This is a genomic window from Stenotrophomonas sp. LM091 (assembly GCF_001806305.1).
In the GTDB taxonomy this organism is placed as follows: Bacteria; Pseudomonadota; Gammaproteobacteria; order Xanthomonadales; family Xanthomonadaceae; genus Stenotrophomonas; species Stenotrophomonas bentonitica_A.
On record NZ_CP017483.1, the window covers coordinates 3,063,708 to 3,083,369 of the forward strand.

The following is a 19,662-nucleotide window of genomic DNA, read 5'->3' on the forward strand; positions in this document are numbered from 1 at the left end:
TCACTAATGGACAACCGAACCACAGCCCTGAACATGGTTCCGATGGTGGTCGAACAGACCAGCCGCGGCGAGCGCGCCTATGACATCTATTCGCGCCTGTTGAAGGAGCGCCTGATCTTCCTCGTGGGCCCGATCGACGACCACATGGCCAACGTGGTGGTGGCGCAGCTGCTGTTCCTGGAAGCGGACAACCCGGAAAAGGACATCAGCATCTACATCAACTCGCCCGGTGGCGTAGTCACCGCCGGCATGGCGATCTACGACACCATGCAGTACATCAAGCCGGACGTGAGCACCATCTGCGTCGGCCAGGCGGCCTCCATGGGCGCCCTGCTGCTGGCGTCCGGCGCGGCCGGCAAGCGTTACGCGCTGCCGAATTCGCGCGTGATGATCCACCAGCCGCTGGGCGGCTTCCAGGGCCAGGCCACGGACATCGACATTCATGCCCGTGAAATCCTGACCCTGCGTTCGCGCCTGAACGAAGTGCTGGCCAAGCACACCGGCCAGTCGCTGGAGACCATCGCCCGGGATACCGAGCGTGACAACTTCAAGAGCGCGGCCGATGCGGTGGCCTACGGCCTGGTCGACCAGGTCCTGGAGCGTCGTCCGGAAGAGTCGATCCAGCCGGCATAACGTAGTACCAGGCCGGGAAACCGGCCTGTTTCCACCGGGTCGGGCGGGACTGGCGTCCTCCTGACCCTGTGCTATTCTCGAATCGAACCCCCGTTCAGTCGGGTGGGGTAACTGGGTAAGCGAAGCATGAGCGAAGACCGCCAAGGTCGTTCCACGGACACCGGCAAGATCCTCTACTGCTCTTTCTGCGGAAAGAGCCAGCATGAGGTGCGCAAGCTGATTGCGGGTCCGAGCGTGTTCATCTGCGATGAATGCGTCGAGCTGTGCAACGACATCATCCGTGAGGAGCTGGAGGAGAAGGCGCAGTCGGCCCGCAGTTCGCTGCCCAAGCCGCGCGAGATCCTCGAGGTCCTGGACCAGTACGTGATCGGGCAGAACCGCGCCAAGCGGACCCTGGCCGTGGCCGTATACAACCACTACAAGCGCATCGAGAGCCGCCAGAAGAACGACGAGGTCGAACTGGCGAAGTCGAACATCCTGCTGGTCGGTCCGACCGGTTCGGGCAAGACGCTGCTGGCCGAAACCCTGGCCCGCCTGCTCAACGTGCCGTTCACCATGGCCGACGCCACCACGCTGACCGAAGCCGGTTACGTGGGCGAGGACGTGGAGAACATCATCCAGAAGCTGCTGCAGAAGTGCGACTACGACGTCGAAAAGGCACAGCAGGGCATCGTCTACATCGATGAAATCGACAAGATCTCGCGCAAGAGCGAGAACCCGTCGATCACCCGCGATGTGTCCGGCGAAGGCGTCCAGCAGGCCCTGCTGAAGCTGATCGAAGGCACCGTGGCCAGCGTGCCGCCGCAGGGCGGTCGCAAGCATCCGCAGCAGGAATTCCTGCAGGTGGACACCAAGAACATCCTGTTCATCTGTGGCGGTGCGTTTGCCGGCCTGGACAAGGTGATCCAGCAGCGTTCCAACGATTCGGGCGGCATCGGGTTCGGTGCCAAGGTGAAGAGTTCCGAGCGCAAGCAGGAAGTGGGCAAGATCCTGGCCGAAGTCGAGCCGGAAGATCTGATCAAGTTCGGCCTGATTCCGGAGTTCGTCGGCCGCCTGCCGGTCGTGGCGACCCTGGAAGAGCTGGACGAGGCCGCCCTGGTGCGCATCCTCACCGAGCCGAAGAACGCCATCACCAAGCAGTTCAAGAAGCTGTTCGAGATGGAGCACGTCGAGCTGGAGTTCCGTCCGGACGCGCTGGCCGCCATTGCCCGCAAGGCGCTCAAGCGCAAGACCGGTGCCCGCGGCCTGCGTACGATCGTCGAATCGGTCCTGCTGGACACCATGTATGACCTGCCCTCGGCAGAGAATGTCAGCAAGGTGGTGGTGGACGAATCGGTGATCGAACACAAGTCCGAACCGTACCTGATCTACCAGACGCCACCGGCGCCTGAACAGAAGGCGGCTGGCGCTGAATAATCAGTTCAAGTAATTGAATTGAAAGAAATTTTTCAGAACAGCTTGCATCTAGAAGCTGATGGCCCCATAACGAGGCCATCGGCTTTTTTTGTATCCGGGCGAGGCGCCCGGAGGCCATCCCCACTGTTCCACTGGAGCCCACATGGCCCGTTCCCCAACTGAGACTCTCGACCTGCCGGTACTGCCGCTGCGTGACGTGGTGGTGTTCCCGCACATGGTCATTCCGCTGTTCGTCGGCCGTGACAAGTCCATGCATGCGCTGGAGCAGGCGATGGAAGCGGACAAGCGCATCCTGCTGCTCGCGCAGAAGTCCGCCGAGACGGATGATCCGTCCGCCGCCGATCTGTACCAGGTCGGCACGCTCGCCCAGGTCCTGCAGCTGCTGAAGCTGCCCGACGGCACCATCAAGGTGCTGGTCGAAGGCCTGTCGCGCGTCAACGTCACCGACGTGACCGAGCGTGATGGCTCGCTGCACGGCGTGGGCATGGAAATCGAATCGGACGAATCGCGCGAGCCGCGCGAGATCGAGGCGATCGCCCGCTCGCTGATGTCGCTGTTCGAGCAGTACGTCAAAACCAATCGCAAGCTGCCGCCGGAGCTGCTGCAGACCCTGGCCGGCATCGACGAGCCGGCGCGCCTGGCCGATACCATCGCCGCGCATATCAGCGTGCGGCTGGCCGACAAGCAGCGCCTGCTGGAAACGCTGCAGATCGGCGACCGCCTGGAAATGCTGGTCGGCCTGGTCGATGGCGAGATCGACGTGCAGCAGATGGAAAAGCGCATCCGCGGCCGCGTGAAGTCGCAGATGGAAAAGAGCCAGCGCGAGTACTACCTCAACGAGCAGATGAAGGCCATCCAGAAAGAACTGGGTGACCTGGATGACGCGCCCGGCGAGATGGACGAGCTGGCGCGCAAGATCGCCGAGGCGGGCATGCCCAAGCCGGTGGAGACCAAGGCCAAGGCCGAGCTCAACAAGCTCAAGCAGATGTCGCCGATGTCCGCCGAAGCGGCGGTCGTGCGCAATTACCTGGAGTGGCTGCTGGGCGTGCCGTGGAAGAAGCGCACCAAGGTCCGCAAGGATCTCAAGGCCGCGCAGGACACGCTGGACGCCGATCACTTCGGGCTGGACAAGGTCAAGGACCGCATCCTGGAATACCTGGCGGTGCAGTCGCGCGTGAAGCAGATGAAGGGCCCGATCCTGTGCCTGGTCGGCCCGCCCGGCGTGGGCAAGACCTCGCTGGGCCAGTCCATCGCCAAGGCGACCAACCGCAAGTTCGTGCGCATGAGCCTGGGTGGCGTGCGCGACGAGGCCGAGATCCGTGGCCATCGCCGCACCTACGTCGGCTCGATGCCGGGCCGCATCGTGCAAAACCTCAACAAGGTGGGCAGCAAGAACGCGCTGTTCGTGCTCGATGAGATCGACAAGATGTCGATGGACTTTCGTGGCGATCCGTCCTCGGCGCTGCTGGAAGTGCTCGACCCGGAGCAGAACAACGCCTTCAACGATCACTACCTGGAAGTGGACCTGGACCTGTCCGAAGTGATGTTCGTGGCGACGTCCAACTCGCTCAACATTCCCGGCCCACTGCTGGACCGCATGGAAGTGATCCGCATCCCCGGCTACACCGAGGATGAGAAGCTCAACATCGCCATGCGCTACCTGGTGCCTAAGCAGATCAAGGCCAACGGCCTGAAGCCGGAAGAGCTGGAGATCGAGGCCGATGCGATCCAGGACATCGTGCGTTACTACACGCGCGAATCCGGCGTGCGCAACCTCGAGCGCGAAGTGGCCAAGATCTGCCGCAAGGTGGTCAAGGAAATCGCGCTTGCCGGTCCGGTAGCGCCCACCAAGGCGGCCAAGCCGGCCAAGGCCGGCAAGAAGCCCAGCGCGAAGAAGAAGGCGCTGGTGGTGGTCAACGGCAAGAACCTGGACAAGTACCTGGGGGTTCGCCGCGTCGATTTCGGGCGTGCCGAAGAGCAGAACGAAGTGGGCCTGGTCACCGGCCTGGCCTGGACCGAAGTGGGCGGCGATCTGCTGCAGATCGAATCCACCCTGGTGCCGGGCAAGGGCCAGCTGATCCTCACCGGCCAGCTGGGCAACGTGATGAAGGAATCCGCCTCGGCGGCCCTGTCGGTGGTGCGCTCGCGTGCCGAGCGGCTGGGCATCGACAACGAGTTCCTGCAGAAGCACGACGTGCACGTCCACGTGCCCGATGGCGCCACCCCCAAGGATGGCCCGAGTGCGGGTATCGCCATGGTCACCTCGCTGGTGTCCACGCTGACCAAGGTGCCGATCCGGGCCGAAGTGGCGATGACCGGCGAGATCACCCTGCGTGGCCGCGTCACCGCCATCGGCGGCCTCAAGGAGAAGCTGCTGGCGGCGCTGCGCGGCGGCATCACCACGGTCATCATTCCCGAGGAGAACCGCAAGGATCTGGCCGATATCCCCGCCAATGTCACCCGCGATCTGAAGATCGTGCCGGTGAAGTGGATCGAGGAAGTGCTCGACCTGGCCCTGGAGGCCCCGCTGACCGCACCGAAGCCCAAGAAAGATGGGCAACGTGTCACGGTACGCGGCAAGTCCAAGACAGCTTCCACAACGCGCGTCAAGCACTGACGCGTCCTGTGGAAATGCCCGAAACCCGCGTCGTTATTGGCTTTTCAGCTTGCGCGGGTAGGGGGGCACTGGTATAAAAGCACCACTCGCGAGTCAGCGTAAATCTGAATTCGGCGAACAGAGAACTTCACTGGCATCCGACGGCGTATCGTCATCGGGTGTCTCAATGTTGAATCCGCGGAATCCCCGCCAAAGGAGCTGTAGAGAATGAACAAGACCGAATTGATCGACGCCGTTGCTGAAGCTGCCGACCTGACCAAGGCCGAGTCCAGCCGCGCCGTTGATGCCGTCATCGCTTCCGTCACCAAGGCCCTGAAGGGCGGTGACGCGGTGACGCTGGTGGGCTTCGGCACGTTCCAGGTCCGCGACCGCGCTGCCCGTACCGGCCGCAACCCGAAGACCGGCGACACCATCAAGATCGCTGCGTCGAAGAATCCGTCGTTCAAGGCTGGCAAAGCCCTGAAGGATGCCGTAAACTAAGCGGCTTGCTGGGGTGCTTAGCTCAGCGGTAGAGCGTCTCCTTTACACGGAGAGGGTCGGGGGTTCGAAACCCTCAGCACCCACCAGGCACTGCCAGTAAAAGTTTTGAAATGTGGAGCGGTAGTTCAGCTGGTTAGAATGCTGGCCTGTCACGCCGGAGGTCGCGGGTTCAAGTCCCGTCCGCTCCGCCAGTTTCAAGAAGGCCCCTGAGCAATCGGGGGCCTTGTTTTCTCCGCCGACGCAGGTCGCGGTGAAGGCGGTAGAGCCGACCGTTGGTCGGCTGAAAAACTTAAAACATGGAGCGGTAGTTCAGCTGGTTAGAATGCTGGCCTGTCACGCCGGAGGTCGCGGGTTCAAGTCCCGTCCGCTCCGCCAGTTTTAAAAAAACCTCGAAAAAAGCAGCACTTCGGGGTGGGCAATCTGAATATCTTCGGATAGAATGAGCGCCTGCAAAGTTTCAAGTGCGGAGCGGTAGTTCAGCTGGTTAGAATGCTGGCCTGTCACGCCGGAGGTCGCGGGTTCAAGTCCCGTCCGCTCCGCCAATCTTTGAAGAGCCCTTGGTGAAAACCAAGGGCTTTTTTTTGTTTCCAATCCAGCAGATTGCTCGGCAGCGCGGCGCACACCGTTTGCCCGCCGCGATCGGTGGTGCGGCACCGGGCAGATCGCGCGCAGGGGCCGGCGCGGGCACTTTTGGAGCCTGCCGCGAAGCGGGTTACACTGCCGGGCTCGCCAATCAGGCCTTGATTTTTCCCATGCTGCAGAAACTTCGCGACAAGACCTCGGGCTGGATCGTTACCGTGATCCTGGGGCTGCTGATGATTCCGTTCCTGTTCGTGATCGACTCCAGCTACCTCGGTGGCGTCGGCTCGCAGAACGTGGCCAAAGTGGCCGCACCGCCGACCTGGTGGAAGTCCGCCCCGTCGTGGTGGCCGGTCTCGTTCCTGTGGCAGCACCATGAGATCAGCTCCAACGATTTCCGCGTGCGCTTCGAGCAGGCGCGCCAGCAGGCACGCCAGGAGCAGGGCGAGGACTTCGATCCGCGCCAGTTCGAAAGCACGGAGAGCAAGCTGGCCGTGCTCGATCAGATGATCGATGAGCAGGTCGTGCGCCTGGCCGGCGAACAGTCCGGCATCGTGATCGGCGATGCCGCCGTGCGCGAGTACATCGCCTCGATCCCGGCCTTCCTCGGTGCCGACGGCAAGTTCAACCAGGACAACTACCGCATCGCGCTGGCCAGCGGCAATCCGCCGCGCACGCCGACGCAGTTCGAAGCGCTGGTGCGCGAGAGCATCCAGCAGTCGATCATTCCGTCGGCCCTGCAGCGTTCCGGGTTCACCACCCAGAGCGAAGCCGAGCGCCTGATGAAGCTGCTCGGTGAAACGCGTGACGTCGAACTGGCCGCGCTGCCGGAAACCCCGGCCGACACCGCCGAAGTGACCGACGCACAGATCAAGCAGTGGTATGACAGCCACACCAAGGATTTCCGCCAGCCGGAAACCGTGTCGCTGGAATACGTCGAAATCAACGGCGCGAACCTGCCTGCGCCGGCGGCCGCCGACGAAGCCACGCTGCGCAAGCGCTATGACGATGAGAAGGCGCGCTTTGCCACGCCGGAACAGCGTCTGGCCTCGCATATCCTGATCACCGCCGATGGCAGCGATCCGGCCAAGCTCAAGGCGGCTGAAGAGAAGGCAACCCGCCTGGCTGCCGAAGCCAAGGCACCGGGTGCCGACTTCGCCGCACTGGCCAAGGCCAACTCCGAAGATCCCGGTTCCAAGGACACTGGTGGTGACCTGGGCTGGGTGGAACGCGGCGCGATGGTCAAGCCGTTCGAAGATGCCCTGTTCGCCATGAAGGCGGGCGAGGTGACCGGTCCGGTCAAGACCGACTTCGGTTTCCACGTGCTCAAGCTGCGCGAGACCAAGGGCGGCGAAGGCCGTTCCTTCGACGAGGTGCGTGACCAGCTGGCTGCCGAGCAGCTCAAGGCCGACACCGACCGCGTGTTCACCGAGCTGAGCGGCCGCCTGGTCGATCTGGTCTACAAGAACCCGACCTCGCTGGAAGGCCCGGCCAAGGACATGAGCCTGCCGGTGCAGACCATCGGTCCGTTCACCCGCACCACCGCCAGTGGCATCGCCGCCAACCCGGCCGTGCTGCGCGCGGCGTTCTCCGACATCCTGACCCAGGACGGCACGGTCAGCGACCCGATCGAGCTGGGTCCGAACCACAACGTGATGATCCGCGTGACCGAGCACAGCCCGGAACAGGCGCTGCCGCTGGACAAGGCCCGTGAGCAGGTCATCGCCGCGATCCATGCCGACCGCACCCGCCAGGCGTCGGAGAAGGCCGTGGATGCCGTGCTGGCCAAGCTGAAGGCCGGTCAGACCCTGCAGGCGCTGGCGACCAGCGAGAAGCTGCAGATCAGCCCGCTGCCGGGCCTGCCGCGCACCCAGCCGGTGCCGACCCCGGAGATCAACCGTGCCGTGTTCAGCGCGCCGCTGCCCGCCGAAGGCAAGCCGAGCTACGGCAAGGTCGCCGTGCAGGGCCGCTACGTGATCTACGCGGTGACCAAGGTCACCCCGGGCAACGTTGCTGAAGTGGACGCCGCCCAGCAGCAGCAGCTCAAGGAGCAGCTGAGCCAGATCGACGGCATGGCCGCCGCCAAGGCCTACGTGGAAGCGATGCGCAAGCACTTCAAGGTGCAGACCGAAGAAGCCAACCTCTAACCGGGGCGGCTTCTGCTGGACAACAAAAAGCCCGGCGATGCCGGGCTTTTTGCGTTGGGGGTGGGCGCTGCTCAGTCTTCGACGCGCAACACCGCTCCCGGCTTGAGCACACTGCTGCCACTGAGGCCATTGAGCGACAGCAGGGCCTTCAACGGCATCCCGTAACGGCGGGCGATGGTCCAGGGCGATTCGCCATCGCGCACGGTGTGGCGGCGGCTGCGCGGACGATCCGCGCTGGCCACCGTGCGGGTGGCGGCCGGCGCAGGCGCCGTACGGGCGGCCGGGCTATCCACTGGTGCGCTGGGAGCCACCGCAATGGCGGCCACGCTGGCGCTGGCATCCACCGGCGCATGCGCGGTCGGGGCCAGAACCGTCACCTGGCCGGCCGGGCGGCCCTTGCCGCTGGCCAGGGCCGGGTTGAGCCGGGCGATCCGGGCCGGATCCAGGTCGCGCTGCTGGGCCCACTGCTGGACGCTGGTGCCCGCCGGCAGGGTATGCCCCTTCAGCACGGGCACGGTGCGGTCCAGCGAGGCCATCACCGCTGGCTCGGTTTCTGCGTCTTCCAGCACGCAGGCCAGGGCGTGCAGCTTCTCGACATAGGCATAGGTGACCGGCGACAGGCCGGGCAACTCGGCCGGACGCGCGTTCTGCGCGTTCATGCCGGCCTTGCGCAGCGATTGCAGGACCCGGTACTCGCCGGCGTTGTAGGCCATGGTGGCCAGGCGCCAGTCGCCGCCGAACATGCCGTGCAGGGTCTTGAGGTAACGCACCGCGGCCTGGGTGGAATCCACCGCCGAGAGGCGGCCGTCGTAGCCCGGGGTCATCTGCACGCGGTGGTTCTTGGCGGTGGTGGCGATGAACTGCCACAGGCCGGCCGGGCCGCCGCCGTTGCGGGCGTTGGGCCGGTAGCCGCTTTCCACGAAGGGAATCAGCGCAAATTCGGTCGGCAGGTCGGATCTGCGCAGCTCTTCCACCACATAGCCGAACAGCACCAGGGCGTCATCGTCCTGGTTGGCCAGGCGCGAGGGGGCATGCGCGAACTGCTTCTGCCAGCGCGGGCTGGTCGCCTCGGCGTCGCAGGTGGGTTCAGCCAGGCCATCGCGGAAGCTGGCGAAGATGTCCTGCCCGTTGCGCACCGAGGCCGGCGGCAGCGCCGCAGCGGTCAGGGGGAGGGAGGACAGGCCGGCCACGTTCTGCGACATGCCGGCGGTCAACGACTGGGCGCCCGCGCTGCCGGCCACGGCGATCGCCAGGCCCAGCGCGAGCGGCAACAATCGCCGACTCATGTTCGGAATCCGTCTTTCCAGTGTCGCAGCCCTGCGACAACATCGACTTCATCGGTAACGGGACGCCCGAGATGGGCGCTGACGGCCGCCTGGATGGCGGGGGTACTGGTACGCAGGAACGGATTGCATTCCAGCTCGCTTGCCAGTGAAACCGGCAGCGTGGGCAGGTCATCGCGGCGCATGGCCAAGGCCTCCTCATGGCGCTGCGACAGCGCAGCGTTGGTGGGGTCTACATGCCGCGCGAAGACGGCATTGGACAGGGTGTACTCGTGGGCGCAACAGACCATCAGTTGCGCTGGCAGGGACGCCAGCTTCCGCAGGGATGCCAGAAGCTGGGGAGGCGTACCTTCGAACATGCGCCCACAGCCCAGGCTGAACAACGCATCGCCACTGAAAAGGTGTTCAGCGGTGTGAAACGCGATATGGCTCCGGGTGTGCCCGGGCACGGATACTACGTGGAACCCCAGCCCCAATGCCTGAACGCATTCACCTTCAGCGACCCGATGGGCGGCCACCTGGATGCGCGGTTCTTCTGGCGCGTAAACCTCCACCGCCGGAAAACGCGCCTGCAGTTCTGCCACGCCGCCGATGTGATCATCGTGGTGATGGGTCAGCAGAATGCTGTGCGGAACCCATCCCTGCTGCGCTGCGGCAGCCAGAACGGGGGCGGCCTGGCCGGGGTCGATGACCACGGCGCGGCCGTCGTCGGCGACCAGCGCCCAGATGTAATTGTCCGCAAACGCGGGTAGGGCGGTCAGTCGCATAGAATTGGACCATGCCCCCCGCGCCGAGCCCCCGTCAAGCGACAGTCGCATCCTGGTTTGATACTGAACCGGCACACGCCTTGTGCCGTCTGGAATCCGAGCGGTTGCGCAGCCTGCTCGCCGAGCGCCCGGTGAACCCCTGGCTGTGGGTGGCACCGACGCCCGGCTGGCTGGAGCGTGTCGAACTGCCCGGTCGCGGCCTGCGGCTGTTCCGCGACGGAGCGAGCTACGCCGGGGACGTGCACTGCGGGCTGCCGTTGCCGCTGCCGGACGAGAGCGTCAACGCGATCATCCTGCAGCACGTCACCGCGCGCGATGCCGAGCAGCTGATCGACGAGTGCGCGCGGGTGCTGATGCCGGGCGGCCGCCTGTGGTTGTCCACGCTCAACCCGTTCAGCCCGTACCGCCGGCAGTGGCGCCACCACGGGCTGGTGGTGCGCAGCCCGCAGCGGCTGCGCCATACCCTCACGCAGGCCGGTCTGAGCTGCGAAGACCTGCACTACCTCGGCCCGATGTGGCGCGACCGCTCGCCGGCCCGGCGCGACCTCGCTCCACTACGCGCGGCCTGCCTGTTCACCGCTGAAAAACGCACTCTGGCCCTGCCGGGACCGACGCCCGTGGCCCTGCCACGCTGGCACGGGACCGTGGCCACCTGATCTGGAATGGAATGAAGACGATAGAAATCCACACCGACGGTTCCTGCCTCGGCAATCCCGGCCCGGGCGGCTGGGCGGCGTTGCTGCGCTACAACGCGCACGAGCGTGAGCTGAGCGGTGGTGAAGCGCATACCACCAACAACCGCATGGAACTGATGGCGGCCATCTCGGGGCTGGAAGCGCTCACCGAGCCATGCAACATCGTGCTGTACACCGATTCGCAGTACGTACGCCAAGGCCTGACCGAGTGGATGCCCGGCTGGATCCGCAAGAACTGGAAAACCGCGGGCGGCTCGCCGGTCAAGAACCGCGAGCTGTGGGAGCGCCTGCACGCGGCCACGCTCAAGCACACCATCGACTGGCGCTGGGTCAAGGGGCATTCCGGCGATCCGGACAATGAGCGCGTGGACCAGCTGGCGCGCGACGCCGCGATCCGGATCCGTGCCGCCGGCCCGGTACACTGAGCCCATGCGTCAGATCATCCTTGATACCGAAACCACCGGCCTGGAGTGGCGGAAGGGCAACCGCATCGTCGAAATCGGCTGTGTGGAACTGCTCGAGCGCCGCCCCAGTGGCAACAACTACCACCAGTACCTCAAGCCGGACTGCGAGTTCGAGCAGGGCGCGCAGGAAGTCACCGGCCTGACCCTGGAATTCCTGGCCGACAAGCCGGACTTCGGCCAGGTCGTCGACGAGTTCCTGGCCTACATCGACGGCGCCGAGCTGATCATCCACAACGCGGCGTTCGATCTGGGCTTCCTGGACAACGAACTGTCGCTGCTTGGCGACCACTACGGCAAGATCACCGACCGCTGCACGGTGATCGATACGCTGAAGATGGCGCGTGAGCGCTTTCCCGGCCAGCGCAACTCGCTGGACGCGCTGTGCCGACGCCTGGGCGTGGACAACGCCCACCGCCAGCTGCACGGCGGCCTGCTCGATGCCCAGATCCTGGGCGATGTGTACATCGCGCTGACCTCGGGCCAGGAAGAAATCGGCTTCGGCGCGGCCGACGACCGCAAATCCGGCAGCGCCCGCGTGCAGACCTTCGACACCTCGCGCCTGCTGCCACGCCCGCGCGTGGTCGCCACCGCCTCGGAGCTGGAAGCACACGAAGCGCGCCTGGCCAAGCTGCGCAAGAAGGCCGGCCGCGCGATCTGGGATGGTGAGCCTGAAGCGGTGGAAGCGGTCAGCGCCTGATGGCCCGACCCCGGCGGTAGATCCCGACCGTTGGTCGGGATGCCTGCCTCAATGGCACCGCACCAGGATCACGGTGATGTTGTCCGAGCCGCCGCCATCCAGCGCGGCGGCGACCAGGGTATCCACGCATTCCTGCGCACTGGCATCGTCGAAGGCGAGGGTACGGGCAATGCCCTTGTCCTCGACCTCCTCGGTGAGCCCATCACTGCACAGCAGCAACTGCATGCCCGGGCGCAGCTCACCGGTGGTGGTCGCCACATTCAGGTGCGCCGGATCGGTCACGCCCAGCGCCTGGGTCACCACATTGCGGTGCGGGTGCGCACGCGCCTGTTCGGCGGTCAGATTGCCCTGCGCGACCAGTTCCTGGACCACGCTGTGATCCTGACTCAACTGGGCCAGCTTGCCGTCGCGCCACAGGTACGCGCGGCTGTCGCCCACCCACGCCACCTCGTAGCGATTGCCCTGGACCCGCGCGGCCACCACCGTCGTGCCCATCGGCAGGCTGTCATTGCGGCGGCGCGAGGTGCGGATGATTTCCTCATCGGCGATCCGGATCGCATGCGCCAGCGTCGCCCCGCGGCGGATCTCGCGCACGATGGTCTCGCGCGCCAGCGCACTGGCCACCTCGCCACAGGCGTGCCCGCCCATGCCATCGGCGACCAGCCACAGCGCCAGTTCGCCATCGCCGTAATACGTATCCTCATTGAGGTCACGGCGCAGGCCGGGGTGGGTCAGGTGTCCGAATTCGATCATGAAGGCGCGTGCCGGTAAGGATTGCGGGGGATAACGGCATGATCGCGGCCCGCCGGACATCCGGCAAGGCATCCATACAGAAGAAATTCACTTCTTTGCCCGCAATGACTTGTCGCCAGCGCGTCCTACCCGTATCATTCGCGTCCCGGTTCGCCGGGACCATCTGGAGAGGTGGCAGAGCGGTTGAATGTACCTGACTCGAAATCAGGCAGGCGTTTATAGCGCCTCGGGGGTTCGAATCCCCCCCTCTCCGCCAGATAATTGAACTAAGCCCTTGAGTTTCAAGGGCTTTTTTCATTTCTGGCTTAGCTAGTATGCCATCTGGTATGCCATGGGAAGCTGGCTGCTGCTGGACCATTCTGGACATCTTGGAGCCTATAAGCGGCGCGCATCGGCCTTGCTGGTCAAAGCGTTCGCATGCCAGTGCTTATGGCAGCTAATCTTGATACCTGTTGTGGCCTGATGGCCGCTAGTCGAGCTTATTCAGGTAGAGATGGGCTTCGAAGGAAGATGGTTATCAAAATGCAACCCTTGTGCGATCATCATGCTAGTGTCCGGGTAGTTGCTGATGGATAGCAGGCTTTCACCGATGGATCCACAAGGAATTGCTGACCCGGATGTGCGATCTTTCCGGGTGCACACGGATGATGAACGAACGCTTCACAGATTTGACCCAGCCACAGCGCGATCGTCTCGCGTTCGTGGAATTGCGCGTGCGCTTCATCGGGGAGATACGCCGTCAGGACTTGGTCACGCGGTTTGGCATCCAGTCCGCCGCCGCATCCAGGGACTTGGCGCTGTACAAGGAGTTGGCCTCGGGCAACATCGACTACGACTCCAAGGTCAAGTCCTACGTATTGGGGCCGGACTTCCAGCCCATCTTCGACTTCCCTCCGGAGCGGGTGCTGTCGTGGTTGACCCAGGGCTTTGGCGACGGTGAGCCTATGCGGCTCAAGGCATGGGTGATGAGCGAGAGCCCGTCACGGCTCGCGCATCCGGATCTGGACGTGCTAGCGAGCGTGACCCGGGCGATCCACCAGGAGTGTCCGCTCGGCATTGAGTACTGCTCCATCTCCAGTGGTCGCACCGAGCGGGAGATCGTCCCGTTCGCGTTGATCGACAACGGCTTGCGCTGGCTCGTCCGCGCCTTCGACCGCAAATCGCAGGAATTCCGGGATTTCGTCATTAACCGGATCAAGTGCCCCGTGGCGCTTAAGGCGCAGCTAGTGGCGCCCCACGAGATGAGTGATCAGGACATCCAGTGGACCAGGATCGTGGAACTGGAGTTGGTGCCGCACCCCAATCAACCCCGTCCCGAGATCGCGGAGATGGATTACGGCATGACTGGCGGCATGGTGAAGATGAAGCTTCGGGCAGCGACTGCCGGCTACATCCTGCGCAAGTGGAGCGTCGACTGCACCGCAGACCACAGCCTTCGTGGGCCGGAGTACAGACTATGGCTGAAGGACCACTTGGCCTTGTACGGCGTCAAGAACGCCGTGCTGGCACCAGGGTATGCACCCTTGGATGCGGCCCGAGCAGGAGCGGAATGTGACTGAACAATAGCTACCACTGCCGGCGCCGGTCGCGTCGGTAGAACAAACGAATGACGAGAATTGAGATGAAAGAATCCTACCTACCGACATTGCTGCAGATGAGGATGCTTGTCGGCTTCCTTGGCGAGCGTGCTCAGTACGCCTGGTGGCCAACGGCGTTCTATGAGGCATCAAACAAGCTCTTCCTGGAGCCGGTCTTCTCGAAAACGTCTCGCCTCGCTCAGTACCACGGTGTGCTGGAAGCAGCCAGACGATTGCACGACGAGCATTTGAGCGTGGGTAGCTACCACCTGTTCCGGTTGCCCGAAGAGGTCGAGCAAGACCTGCACGCGACCGTGCAAAGTAGCGTGGGAGAAGAACTCGCCAGCCAGGCGCCACAAAGCAAAGAGGCTGCGCTTGATGCGTTGAAGCGATTGGCTGCCACGGGCGGCACTTCCAGCGTGGGTCCAACGGCGGTCGGGGGCATCAAGGATCTCGATTCCACCGACACACTGAAGGCTATCGCTGCGGCCTATCTATCGGCGTTCACACAGAACGCCAAAACTTATCCGTATCTGGTGGGGTGATCGTGGCCGACAACACGCCCTACACGACTCAGTTGCAAGCAGGCCTTGGGCTCGTCAACGAAACCAAGACGCTGCTCGACCTGTGGTCGCCTGGCATGTCGGCGAACCAGTTGCATCAGGTCGCACTGGAATCGGGTCGATTCCCCACCGTTACCGCGCGCCGACTTCGCAACATCGTCGTCGAATGCTTCGCTCCACGCTATCTCGTGGCAGGTGGTGCACCAGCAGCACATCTCAAGCGGCTGTCCGCAACGATATCCACGGCTGACCTGACGCAGCTCATGCTCGTTTTTACGAGTCGGGCCAACCCGATCCTTGGCGACTTCGTGCGCCATGTTTACTGGGCTCGATACGCCGGTGGATACACACAGATCACCAATGAAGACGCGCGGACCTTTGTCGAGCGCGGCATTGATGACGGCAAGACCATCAAGCGCTGGTCGGAAACCACTGTACGGCGTGTCTCCGCCTATCTGACCGGATGCTGCGCCGACTACGGAATGCTCGAACGTGGACTGCGCTCAAGCCGTCGCATCCTGCCGTTCCGTATTTCGCCAGCCGTGGCCGCGTACTTGGCCTACGAACTGCATTTTTCCTGTGTCGGTGATAACGCCCTGCTGACTCACGAAGACTGGCAGTTATTTGGCTTGGCGCGCGAAGACGTGCTGGAAGAAATCAAACGACTCTCGCTGAAGGGTTTGCTCATCGTCCAGGCTGCTGGCGACGTGATCCGCATCAGCTGGAAACAACAAGACATGGAGGCGCTCTGCGATGTCCTCACTCAAGGCTGATTTCGACGAGTTGCGCGAGCGCATCCGGCACGGGCGCGAGCTTGGCCATGCGAGCTTCGAGCCGATTTATTACCTTGTCTTCCCACCAGAGCAGATCCTCGAGGTGAAGCGGCAAACGCCCGCTTGGGTGGCCAAGCTGCACCAGGAAGGCTGGGACGTGCACACGTTCTCCATCGCTGAACAGATCTGGGCCCTACTGAAAGACGACCCGTTCTGGTCGCTGTGCGTGATGGAGGACAAGTCAGCGCCCTTGGATTGGCCACGTACCAACAAGGCGCTGGCGGACATCCTGACGGCGGATAACGGCCTGCTGAAGCGGCTGGAGGATGCCCTGCAGCCGCTCGAAGCCCAGCAGAACGCGCTGCTGTTGGTAACGGATCTTGAGGCACTGCATCCGTTTATGCGCATCGGCGCCATCGAAAGCCAGCTCCAGGGCAAGTTTCACGTACCGACGATTTTTCTGTACCCCGGCGTGCGAACCGGCAAGACACGCCTGAAGTTTCTCGGCTTCTACCCGGAAGACGGCAATTACCGCTCCGTCCACGTCGGCGGCTGAACAGACAAAAGAACCCTGGGACAAACCTATGACCATTCGCTCACTCTTCGATCCAAGCAAGGACATCTACCGGACCATCGAAAAGGTCATCACCTATGGCGCCTCGCAAGAAGGCCGCCTCAAGGCTGAGATCTCTGAATACGTGGTCACCGAGAGTATTGAGGAGCAGTTCCGCAAGCTCCTCGATCGCATGCAGCTTGCGATGGAGTCCGGTGGCGAAAATGAGGTGGGCGTCTGGGTCTCTGGCTTCTACGGCTCCGGTAAGAGCTCGTTCACCAAGTATCTCGGCTTGGCGTTTGATGATCAGCGCACCATCGACGGCACGCCGTTCATCAACTACCTGCAAGACCGCCTGCACAAGCCACAGACCAAGGCGCTCCTCAGCACTGTAGCGAAGCGCTTCCCGGCTGCAGTGGTCATGCTGGACCTCGCCAGTGAAATGCTCGCCGGCGCCACGATGGAAGACGTCTCCACCGTCCTCTACTTCAAGGTACTGCAGTGGGCTGGCTACTCGCGCAACCTGAAGGTTGCCGCTTTTGAGCGCATGGTCGAGAAGGACGGCCGCACGCCCGAACTCCATGAGCGTATCGCCCAGGCGCTGCCAGGTGCCACCTGGGCTCGCGTGCAGAACAACCCACTGGCCATCGACGGCTTGATCCCGAAAATCGCCCATGAGATGTACCCGGCACTCTTCCCGGAGGCCAAGTCATTCTCGTCCAGCACCGAAGGCTTCTTCCAGTTCGAAGACCAGCGCGTGCAAGAGATGATCGACATCGTCCGCGAGAAGAGTGGTAAGCAGAACATCATCTTCATCGTCGACGAAGTCGGCCAGTACGTGGCCTCACGCGACAACCTGATCCTCAACCTTGATGGCCTGGCGAAGAACCTCAAGAGGCTGGGCGACGGCAAGGCCTGGATCATCTCTACCGCGCAGCAGACGCTGACGGAAGACGACCCGCGCGCCGCGCTGAACTCCGACAAGCTCTACAAGCTGAAAGACCGCTTCCCGATTCAGATCGACCTTGAATCGAGCGACATCAAAGAGATTTGCTACCGTCGTCTGCTCGGTAAATCGCCAGCGGGCGAGACCGAGCTTGGCAAGCTTTTCGATGCCCATGGTCAGGCGCTGCGACACAACACCAAGCTGCAGGACGCTAAGTACTACGACGCAGACTTCAGCAAAGAGAGTTTCACCAATCTCTACCCGTTCCTGCCGGCGCACTTCGACATCCTGCTGCACCTACTCGGCGCGCTCGCAAAGTCCACCGGCGGCATCGGTCTACGCTCTGCGATCAAGGTAATTCAGGATGTCCTGAAAGGTGAAGGCGGTTCCAAGGCCATGGCCGATCAGCCCGTGGGCTGGCTGGCCACCACGGTGACGCTGTACGACGAACTGGAAAAGGACATTCGCCGTGCCTTCACGTCCATCCACCAGGCGGTCGGCAAAGTGCAGATTCGCTTCCCGGATTCACAGCTACATCAGGACATCGCCAAGTCCGTCGCCGTGTTGCAGATCCTCGGCAACTTGCCAGTCTCGGTGCAGAACGTCGCCAGCCTGATGCATCCCTCCGTCACGGCACCTTCGCAGCTCGACACGGTCAAGAAAGCCGTCGAAGAGATGCTGAACGATGTGCATGTGCCGCTCGGCGAGAAAGATGGCAACCTCGTGTTCCTCAGCGAGAAGCTGCGGGATATCGAGCAGGAGCGAGGCGCGATTGCGTTGCGCACCGTGGATGTGAAGCGCATTTTCAACGATGCGCTGCGCGAGTCCTTCGATCCGCTGCCTCGCGTCAGCCTCCACGGCACGATGGCCGTCGCAACGGGCCTGAAGGTCCAGGCCGGCAGCGCCATCACCAGCCTGGCCGGTGATCAGAGCACCATCCAAACCGTTGTTGAGTTGGTGCCAGCCAGTGACTACGACACCGCCAAGAACCGGATGCTGGATGATTCCCGCAGCCGGGCGGGTCGAAACGTCATCGGGCTCTTGGCTCGCGCAAATTCCGAACTCGACGATCTGGCGAACGAAATCTATCGCTGTCAGCGCATTGCCGAGCTGCACCGCAACGAGCCCGACCAAGAGGTAAAGGACTACTGCACCGGCCAGCTCGACCGTGCTGCCAAGCTGGCGACCCAGCTCCAGAGCAAGATCAAACAAACTCTGCAAGCCGGCTCGTTTGTGTTCCGCGGCCAGGCCACGGCGGTGTCGGCACTGGATGCTGATTTGCTGGAGGCCGCCAAGAAGCTGCTCTCCGACGTTGCTGACCAGGTGTTCGACCGGTACGTAGAAGCCCCAGTACGTGCCGGAACCGACACCGCCGAGAAATTCCTGAAGGTCGCCAACCCCGCGGCCATCAGCAGCGCGCTGGACCCGCTCGGTTTGGTGCAAACCGTGGCCGGTCGTGCCTCGTTCAAAACCGACCATAAAGCGATGATCAGCATCCGCGACTACATCGACAAGCGCGGCACGGTCGATGGCAAGCGCCTGCTCGACGACTTCAGCAGCGCCCCGTTCGGCTGGTCGCCGGACACCACGCGCTACATCGTCGCGGCCATGCTTATGGCTGGAGAGATCAAGCTCAAGGTCTCGGGACGCGAAGTCACGGCCGCTGGGCAACAGGCCATCGATGCCCTGAAGACCAACAACTCCTTCAAGCAGATCGGCGTGGCCCTGCGCGACGAGCGCCCGTCCATCGAAACGCTCGGTCGGGCGGCAGAGCGGCTCACTGAACTGGTCGGTGACATGGTGATCCCGCTTGAGCAAGAGATCAGCAAGGCGGCGGCCAAGCACTTCACGCGCTTCCAGCACGATTACGGCTCCTTGGCTGAAAAGCTCAGCGGCCTTGGGCTGGCGGGTAGCGAACGCATCCGTACTTTGAACCAGGACATTGCCGATGTTCTGTTTACAGATGCGTCAGATGCTCCACAGCGTCTGGGTGCCGAAACCTCCGCCATTTACGACAATCTCAAGTGGGCGCTGGAAGTGAAGCGAGCGTTCGACAATGGGCTCGACGCTACCTTGCGTGACTTGCAAGCTCATCGTCGCGACATCGAAGCCTTGCCGGACACTGGCGTGCCAGGAGAGCTGCGCCGCGAACTTGCCGAAGACTTGGGAACCCTGTCAGAGCGCTTGGGCAAAGAAGACTTCTACAAACACACCACCGACTTCAATTCGCAGCTAACCCATCTGAAGGGCCGTTTGCGCGATGCGGTCATCACGCTCTCCGATCAGCAAAAGCTGCGTTTGAAGGAAGGGGTCGAGGATCTGCAGCGCATCACTGAGTGGGAAGAACTCACCCAGGAGGAGCGCGGCAACGCCGTGAACCGGTTGGATGGGCTTGCTCTGTCAGCCACCCAGGATCTGGCCGGACTTAAGAAACTGCTGGCTCGCGACTACGACATCAACAGCACCCTCGACGATCTTAAGCGGTCGATCCAGCGGCAGGGCCAGGAACGTCTGCGCCAGCGCATGGAGGAAGAACGCGTCAAAAACGGAGAAGAAGGTCCGGCCAAGCTGACAAAGTCGATCGCGATTCCCGTGACGATGACGTCGGCTGCGGACATTGATGCGCTGATCCAACAGCTACAGGAAATCAAGGCACAGCTTGGCCTTTATGTAGAGGCGGAAATCAACTTTGTGATGCATGGTCAGGGCGCGTGAGCTG

Annotated in this window: 16 protein-coding genes and 5 tRNA genes; 18 read left to right on the plus strand and 3 right to left on the minus strand. The window is 63.1% G+C overall.

Features of this window, described 5'->3' with window-relative positions:
• Positions 1 to 6 precede the first annotated feature (6 nt).
• The 9 genes from clpP to BIZ42_RS13485 all read left to right on the plus strand — a co-directional run bounded on the left by clpP (position 7) and on the right by BIZ42_RS13485 (position 7,872).
• Positions 7 to 633: an ATP-dependent Clp endopeptidase proteolytic subunit ClpP gene (clpP, locus tag BIZ42_RS13445; protein WP_019185804.1), complete on the plus strand. Its 627-nt coding sequence runs from the start codon at positions 7 to 9 to the stop codon at positions 631 to 633.
• Positions 634 to 759: 126 nt separating this feature from the next.
• Positions 760 to 2,049, plus strand: coding sequence for an ATP-dependent Clp protease ATP-binding subunit ClpX (clpX, locus tag BIZ42_RS13450; RefSeq protein WP_019185803.1), 1,290 nt, complete (start codon positions 760 to 762; stop codon positions 2,047 to 2,049).
• Between the two features lie 142 nt (positions 2,050 to 2,191).
• Entirely contained in the window at positions 2,192 to 4,666 is a 2,475-nt protein-coding gene (gene lon, locus BIZ42_RS13455; protein WP_070426716.1) for an endopeptidase La, read from the plus strand.
• A 207-nt stretch (positions 4,667 to 4,873) separates the two neighbouring features.
• The gene (locus tag BIZ42_RS13460; protein ID WP_019185801.1) at positions 4,874 to 5,146 is read left to right on the plus strand and encodes an HU family DNA-binding protein; all 273 of its coding nucleotides are present in this window, start codon (positions 4,874 to 4,876) and stop codon (positions 5,144 to 5,146) included.
• An 11-nt stretch (positions 5,147 to 5,157) separates the two neighbouring features.
• Positions 5,158 to 5,232: transfer RNA gene (locus BIZ42_RS13465), tRNA-Val, on the plus strand.
• A gap of 28 nt (positions 5,233 to 5,260) precedes the next feature.
• Positions 5,261 to 5,337, plus strand: a tRNA-Asp gene (locus BIZ42_RS13470).
• A gap of 107 nt (positions 5,338 to 5,444) precedes the next feature.
• Positions 5,445 to 5,521: transfer RNA gene (locus BIZ42_RS13475), tRNA-Asp, on the plus strand.
• Positions 5,522 to 5,611: 90 nt separating this feature from the next.
• A tRNA-Asp gene (locus BIZ42_RS13480) sits at positions 5,612 to 5,688 on the plus strand.
• Positions 5,689 to 5,898: 210 nt separating this feature from the next.
• Positions 5,899 to 7,872: a peptidyl-prolyl cis-trans isomerase gene (locus BIZ42_RS13485; RefSeq protein WP_070426717.1), complete on the plus strand. Its 1,974-nt coding sequence runs from the start codon at positions 5,899 to 5,901 to the stop codon at positions 7,870 to 7,872.
• Positions 7,873 to 7,943: 71 nt separating this feature from the next.
• Here BIZ42_RS13485 and BIZ42_RS13490 read toward each other — a convergent pair whose 3' ends face one another.
• Positions 7,944 to 9,158: a lytic transglycosylase domain-containing protein gene (locus tag BIZ42_RS13490; protein ID WP_070426718.1), complete on the minus strand. Its 1,215-nt coding sequence runs from the start codon at positions 9,156 to 9,158 to the stop codon at positions 7,944 to 7,946.
• The gene (gene gloB / locus BIZ42_RS13495) at positions 9,155 to 9,922 is read right to left on the minus strand and encodes a hydroxyacylglutathione hydrolase (protein WP_070426719.1); all 768 of its coding nucleotides are present in this window, start codon (positions 9,920 to 9,922) and stop codon (positions 9,155 to 9,157) included. The genes BIZ42_RS13490 and gloB overlap by 4 nt, the downstream gene beginning before the upstream one ends.
• An 11-nt stretch (positions 9,923 to 9,933) precedes the next feature.
• Here gloB and BIZ42_RS13500 point away from each other — a divergent pair, with 11 nt between their 5' ends.
• From BIZ42_RS13500 to dnaQ, 3 genes are read left to right on the plus strand one after another with little or no spacing between them, the layout of a single operon-like run.
• Positions 9,934 to 10,578, plus strand: a complete 645-nt coding sequence (locus BIZ42_RS13500; protein WP_070426720.1) for a methyltransferase domain-containing protein — start codon at positions 9,934 to 9,936, stop codon at positions 10,576 to 10,578.
• Between the two features lie 11 nt (positions 10,579 to 10,589).
• Positions 10,590 to 11,042 carry a ribonuclease HI gene (rnhA, locus tag BIZ42_RS13505; protein ID WP_019185795.1) on the plus strand — a complete coding sequence of 151 codons (453 nt, stop codon included), beginning with the start codon at positions 10,590 to 10,592 and terminating at the stop codon, positions 11,040 to 11,042.
• 4 nt (positions 11,043 to 11,046) lie between these two features.
• Positions 11,047 to 11,778, plus strand: coding sequence for a DNA polymerase III subunit epsilon (gene dnaQ / locus BIZ42_RS13510; protein ID WP_070426721.1), 732 nt, complete (start codon positions 11,047 to 11,049; stop codon positions 11,776 to 11,778).
• A gap of 48 nt (positions 11,779 to 11,826) precedes the next feature.
• Here the strand turns inward: dnaQ and BIZ42_RS13515 are convergent, their stop codons facing one another.
• Entirely contained in the window at positions 11,827 to 12,531 is a 705-nt protein-coding gene (locus tag BIZ42_RS13515; RefSeq protein ID WP_019185793.1) for a protein phosphatase 2C domain-containing protein, read from the minus strand.
• Positions 12,532 to 12,696: 165 nt separating this feature from the next.
• Between BIZ42_RS13515 and BIZ42_RS13520 the strand changes: the two genes are divergently transcribed.
• The 6 genes from BIZ42_RS13520 to brxC all read left to right on the plus strand — a co-directional run bounded on the left by BIZ42_RS13520 (position 12,697) and on the right by brxC (position 19,658).
• Positions 12,697 to 12,787 (plus strand) — tRNA-Ser (locus BIZ42_RS13520).
• Positions 12,788 to 13,175: 388 nt separating this feature from the next.
• Positions 13,176 to 14,090: a WYL domain-containing protein gene (locus BIZ42_RS13525; protein ID WP_004146413.1), complete on the plus strand. Its 915-nt coding sequence runs from the start codon at positions 13,176 to 13,178 to the stop codon at positions 14,088 to 14,090.
• Positions 14,091 to 14,152: 62 nt separating this feature from the next.
• Positions 14,153 to 14,653, plus strand: a complete 501-nt coding sequence (locus tag BIZ42_RS13530; protein WP_032968954.1) for a BrxE family protein — start codon at positions 14,153 to 14,155, stop codon at positions 14,651 to 14,653.
• 2 nt (positions 14,654 to 14,655) lie between these two features.
• Complete coding sequence (locus tag BIZ42_RS13535; RefSeq protein ID WP_049450114.1) at positions 14,656 to 15,444, plus strand: DUF1819 family protein; 789 nt, start codon at positions 14,656 to 14,658, stop codon at positions 15,442 to 15,444.
• On the plus strand, positions 15,425 to 16,000 hold the full coding sequence (locus BIZ42_RS13540; protein ID WP_049450111.1) for a BREX protein BrxB domain-containing protein: 576 nt from the start codon (positions 15,425 to 15,427) through the stop codon (positions 15,998 to 16,000). The genes BIZ42_RS13535 and BIZ42_RS13540 overlap by 20 nt, the downstream gene beginning before the upstream one ends.
• A 28-nt stretch (positions 16,001 to 16,028) precedes the next feature.
• Positions 16,029 to 19,658, plus strand: coding sequence for a BREX system P-loop protein BrxC (gene brxC / locus BIZ42_RS13545; protein ID WP_070426722.1), 3,630 nt, complete (start codon positions 16,029 to 16,031; stop codon positions 19,656 to 19,658).
• Positions 19,659 to 19,662 lie beyond the last annotated feature (4 nt).

Coding starts and splice junctions, on each gene's coding strand:
- clpP (WP_019185804.1), top strand. CDS start 7: ATGGACAACCGAACCACAGCCCTGAACATGGTTCCGATGGTGGTCGAA.
- clpX (WP_019185803.1), top strand. CDS start 760: ATGAGCGAAGACCGCCAAGGTCGTTCCACGGACACCGGCAAGATCCTC.
- lon (WP_070426716.1), top strand. CDS start 2,192: ATGGCCCGTTCCCCAACTGAGACTCTCGACCTGCCGGTACTGCCGCTG.
- BIZ42_RS13460 (WP_019185801.1), top strand. CDS start 4,874: ATGAACAAGACCGAATTGATCGACGCCGTTGCTGAAGCTGCCGACCTG.
- BIZ42_RS13485 (WP_070426717.1), top strand. CDS start 5,899: ATGCTGCAGAAACTTCGCGACAAGACCTCGGGCTGGATCGTTACCGTG.
- BIZ42_RS13490 (WP_070426718.1), bottom strand. CDS start 9,158: ATGAGTCGGCGATTGTTGCCGCTCGCGCTGGGCCTGGCGATCGCCGTG.
- gloB (WP_070426719.1), bottom strand. CDS start 9,922: ATGCGACTGACCGCCCTACCCGCGTTTGCGGACAATTACATCTGGGCG.
- BIZ42_RS13500 (WP_070426720.1), top strand. CDS start 9,934: ATGCCCCCCGCGCCGAGCCCCCGTCAAGCGACAGTCGCATCCTGGTTT.
- rnhA (WP_019185795.1), top strand. CDS start 10,590: ATGAAGACGATAGAAATCCACACCGACGGTTCCTGCCTCGGCAATCCC.
- dnaQ (WP_070426721.1), top strand. CDS start 11,047: ATGCGTCAGATCATCCTTGATACCGAAACCACCGGCCTGGAGTGGCGG.
- BIZ42_RS13515 (WP_019185793.1), bottom strand. CDS start 12,531: ATGATCGAATTCGGACACCTGACCCACCCCGGCCTGCGCCGTGACCTC.
- BIZ42_RS13525 (WP_004146413.1), top strand. CDS start 13,176: ATGATGAACGAACGCTTCACAGATTTGACCCAGCCACAGCGCGATCGT.
- BIZ42_RS13530 (WP_032968954.1), top strand. CDS start 14,153: ATGAAAGAATCCTACCTACCGACATTGCTGCAGATGAGGATGCTTGTC.
- BIZ42_RS13540 (WP_049450111.1), top strand. CDS start 15,425: ATGTCCTCACTCAAGGCTGATTTCGACGAGTTGCGCGAGCGCATCCGG.
- brxC (WP_070426722.1), top strand. CDS start 16,029: ATGACCATTCGCTCACTCTTCGATCCAAGCAAGGACATCTACCGGACC.